The following is a 4,556-nucleotide window of genomic DNA, read 5'->3' on the forward strand; positions in this document are numbered from 1 at the left end:
GGGGGGGCGGGGGGGGCGGGGGGCGGGGGGGGGGGGGGGGCCCTCGTGGGGGGGGGGGGGGGGGGGGCGGTCGCCCTCGGCGCTCTCGGCGCGGTGGTAGCTGCGGGTGAGTTCGCCGCCGCTGCCGAGCAGTTCGTCGATCTGCCGGACCAGGCGGGGGGTGGCGCGGCGGGCGCCGTGCTCGAGGCGGCTGACGGCGGTGTGGTCGTAGCCGACGGCGGTGCCGAGTTGGGCCTGGGTCCAGCCGGCGTGGCGGCGCCAGTGGCGCAGCAGGGCGCCGAATTCCTGCCAGCTGCCGCCGTCCGGCAGTTCGACCGGGTTGGGTGCGCCCAGCATCCGCCGACACCTCCCCCGGTCCGTTCCTGTTTCCGTACCGCGACGGTACCCGTCCCGACCGCACCTCGTACATGGCGTGGTCTGTACCTCTTCTTTGCCATCGCCCTTGCTCGGACCCTGTGCCGGTGCCCTGCGGACCCTTGCTGACGGGCTGCCAATTCGCTTCTAGATCAATGTCTTTGACGGTATTTGCCATCCCGTGCCGGGGATTGTCAGCTCCGTTGACCGGGCCATGGCGGCGGTGTGAGGGTTCCGGGCACCCCCACACCCGAGGAGCTGAGGAGCTCTGATGAAACGCAGATTGCTGACCGCCGGCACCACCCTGGCCGTGCTGGGAGGCATGCTCGGTGGTTTCGCCGGACAGGCGAACGCCGCGCCTCCGCCCGCCACTCCGGCCCCCACCCCGCTGGCCGCCGCCGTCTCCGCGGCCGACCTGGCGGCGTCGGCCGGGCTGGACGCACTGGCCAAGGGCCCGGACGAGAGCTACGAGCGCCGCAGCGTCACCCAGTTCCTGAACGGCCTGTACTCGGTCTCGTACGAGCGCAGTTACAAGGGCCTGCCGGTGGTCGGCGGCGACGCGGTGGTGCTCGCCGACGGCCAGGGCAAGGTCCGCGGCGTGCAGAACGCCGCGTCCGGGCCGGTCGGCGTGCCGACGAAGGCGAAGGTGAGCGCGGCGGCGGCCGAGCGGGCGGCGCGCGCGAAGCTGGCGAAGGTCGACTCGGCCGAGGCGCCGCGCCTGGTGGTGCGGGTCAAGGACGGCACCTCCCGGCTGGCCTGGGAGTCGGTGCTGACCGGTTCGACCGGGGAGCGGCCCAGCCACCTGCACGTGTTCGTGGACGCGGTCACCGGCGAGGTGGCGGACAGCTACGACGACGTCCGGGCCGGCACCATCAACAGCAAGTACAACGGCCCGGCGGGCCTGACCATCAACACCACCGGTTCGGGCAGCTCGTACTCGCTGCGCGACCCGAGCCGTCCGGGCCTGAGCTGTGCGGACTACTCGACCGGCCAGGTGTTCTCGAAGTCCTCCGACTCCTGGGGCAACGGGAGTGCCACCTCCAAGGAGACCGGCTGCGCCGACGTGATGTTCGCGGCGCAGAAGGAGTGGGACATGCTCCGGGACTGGCTGGGCCGCAACGGCCACAACGGCAACGGCGGCAGCTGGCCGGTGAAGGTCGGCCTGAACGACGTCAACGCGTACTGGGACGGTTCGTCGGTCTCGATCGGCCACAACCAGTCCAACGAGTGGATCTCCTCGATCGACGTGGTGGGCCACGAGTTCGGCCACGGCATCGACCAGTACACGCCAGGCGGCGCCAACAACGAGGCGGGCCTGGGCGAGGGCACCGGCGACATCATGGGCGCGCTGACCGAGGCGTACGCCAACGAGCCGGCCCCGTACGACAACCCGGACTACACGGTCGGCGAGATGATCAACCTGGTCGGGCAGGGCCCGATCCGGGTGATGTACAACCCCTCGCAGATCTCCGGCAACCCGAACTGCTACTCCTCCTCGATCCCCAACACCGAGGAGCACGCGGCGGCCGGCCCGCTGAACCACTGGTTCTACCTGCTGGCCGAGGGCTCCAACCCGGGCGGCGGCAAGCCGTCCAGCCCGACCTGCAACTCCTCGTCCGTCACCGGCGTCGGCATCCGGGACGCGGGCCGGGTCTTCTACGGCGGCATGCTGCTCAAGACCAGCGGCATGACGTACAAGAAGTACCGGACGGCGACCCTGACCGCGGCCAAGAACCTCGACTCGACCTGCAACCTCTTCAACCGCACCAAGGCCGCCTGGGACGCCGTCAGCGTGCCGGCCCAGGCCGGCGACCCGACCTGTGCCGGCAACCCGAGCGACTACTCGCTGGCGCTGAACCCGTCCTCGGGCACCGTGCAGCCGGGCAGCTCGACCAGCGCGACGGTCTCCACCGCCGTCGTCACCGGCTCGGCCGCTAACGTCTCGCTGTCGGTGACCGGCGCCCCCAGCGGCACCAGCGCGACGGTCTCGCCGTCCACCGTGCAGTCCGGCGGCTCGGCGACGCTGAACGTCAACGTCGGCGCGAACACCCCGGCGGGCACCTACACCCTGACGGTGACCGGCACCGGCCCGGCCACCCACACCGCGCAGTACCAGCTGACGGTGAGCGGCGGGGGCAACCCCGGCGGCTCGGCCCCGGACATCAACGTGGCCAACGTGCAGGCGCACCTGAGCCAGCTGTACACCGTCGCCCAGCAGAACGGCGGCAACCGCCGGGCGGGCACCGCGGGCTACAGCCAGTCGCTCGCGTACGTCAAGGGCAAGCTGCAGGCGGCGGGCTACACCGTCACCGAGCAGACCTGCACCTCGTGCACCTACACCTCCAACAACCTGATCGCCGACTGGCCGGGCGGCCCGTCCGACCAGGTCACCATGTTCGGCGCGCACCTGGACTCGGTCTCGGCCGGTCCGGGCATCAACGACAACGGCTCCGGCTCGGCCGTGCTGCTGGAGAACGCGCTCGTCCTGGCGCAGCAGAACCCGACCATGACCAAGCACGTCCGGTTCGCCTGGTGGGCCGGTGAGGAGCAGGGCCTGCAGGGCTCGCAGTACTACGTGGGCCAGCTCTCCTCGACCCAGCGCTCGGCGATCAAGGGCTACTACAACTTCGACATGGTCGGCTCCACCAACGCCGGCTACTTCATCAACAACGTCAACTCGGCCACCGCCGCGCCGCTGAAGGCGTACTGGGACTCGCTGAACCTCCAGCCGGAGGAGAACGTCGAGGGCCAGGGCCGTTCCGACGACTACTCCTTCCAGCAGGGCGGCATCCCGACCTCGGGCTACGCCGCGGGCGCCAGCGACACCAAGACCCCCGCGCAGGCCACCAAGTGGGGCGGCACCGCGTACGCGTCCTACGACTCCTGCTACCACTCCTCCTGCGACACCACCTCCAACGTCAACGCGACGGTGCTGAACCGGAACGCCGACGGCGTGGCGTACGCGATCTGGAAGACCTCGGTCGGCGGCACCACCACCCCGGACAACGACTTCACCCTCGCGGTGAACCCGTCCACCGGCACCGTCCAGGCGGGTTCCGCGGCCAGCGCCACGGTCTCCACCTCGACCAGCTCCGGCAGCGCGCAGAGCGTCTCGCTGACCGCGAGCGGCGCCCCGTCCGGCGCCACCGTCTCGTTCAGCCCGTCCTCCGTCACCAGCGGCGGCAGCGCGAGCATGACGGTCTCCACCTCCTCCTCCACCCCCGCCGGTACCTACACCGTCACGGTCACCGGCACCGGCACCTCCGCCACCCACACCAGCAGCTACACCCTGGTCGTGAACGGCGGCGGCAACGGCGGCGGCACCTGGGCCGCCGGCGTGTCCTACAACGTGGGCGACGTGGTCACCTACGGCGGCGTCAGCTACCGGTGCCTGCAGGCCCACACCTCGCAGAGCACCTGGACGCCGGACGTCGTCCCGGCCCTGTGGCAGCGCCTGTAGCCACCGGGAGCACGTGAACGGCGGCAACAGCGCCGAGCAGTGACGCAGTGGGCAGTAACCAGTACGGCGGGTGTGCCGCGACCGGTTGGGGGACGGGTGGCGGCACACCGGCGGTTCCCCCCCGACCCCCCCCGAACCACTCCCGCTCCCCGCCCGCTTCCCGCCCGTGCGGGCCTTACGCCGCGCACACCCGTGGTGCACGTACGATGACCGCCGTCCGGAGCGGGGGTCTCCGGCCGTCCGACGGGGAGGGTCGTCCGTGTCGCACCACGACGGGGCACTGCTGCGGGCCGAGGGGGTGGTGCTGCGCTACGGGACGCTGCCCGCGCTGCACGGGGTGGACGTCGCGGTGGAGGCCGGCACCGTCACCGCGGTCACCGGGCCCAGCGGCTCCGGCAAGTCCTCGCTGCTGCACTGCCTGGCCGGGGTGCTGCGCCCCACCGGCGGGCGGGTGCTGTTCGAGGGCCGCGACCTGGCCGCGCGGTCCGACCGGGAGCTGTCCGCCGTGCGCGCCCGCAGTTTCGGCTTCGTCTTCCAGTTCGGCGACCTGGTACCGGAGTTGACGCTCGCCGAGAACGTCGCGCTGCCGCTGGTGCTGGCCGGGGTGCGGGGGCGGCGGGCCCGCGGGCCCGTGCTGGAGCTGATGGCCCGGCTGGGCATCGACCACCTCGCCGACCGCCGTCCCGCCCTGGTCTCCGGCGGGCAGGCGCAGCGCGCCGCGGTCGCCCGCGCCCTGGTGCAC

At 72.1% G+C, this 4,556-nt stretch carries 3 protein-coding genes; 2 read left to right on the forward strand and 1 reads right to left on the reverse strand.

Going from position 1 to position 4,556, the window contains the following annotated elements; translation table 11 throughout:
- Positions 1-336: helix-turn-helix domain-containing protein (locus tag ACFUEL_RS35630; RefSeq protein WP_380241717.1), on the reverse strand; the 336-nt coding region annotated here is incomplete at its 3' end.
- A gap of 289 nt (positions 337-625) precedes the next feature.
- Here ACFUEL_RS35630 and ACFUEL_RS35635 point away from each other — a divergent pair.
- Together ACFUEL_RS35635 and ACFUEL_RS35640 are read left to right on the forward strand one after the other, a co-directional pair.
- Positions 626-3,814 (forward strand): M28 family peptidase, encoded by a 3,189-nt coding sequence (locus ACFUEL_RS35635; RefSeq protein ID WP_380241719.1) that lies wholly within the window; start codon positions 626-628, stop codon positions 3,812-3,814.
- A 259-nt stretch (positions 3,815-4,073) separates the two neighbouring features.
- On the forward strand, positions 4,074-4,556 hold a 483-nt coding region (locus ACFUEL_RS35640; RefSeq protein ID WP_380241721.1), incomplete at its 3' end, for an ABC transporter ATP-binding protein.

The sequence above is a fragment of the Kitasatospora sp. NPDC057198 genome (genome assembly GCF_042670125.1).
Classification (GTDB): domain Bacteria; phylum Actinomycetota; class Actinomycetes; order Streptomycetales; family Streptomycetaceae; genus Kitasatospora.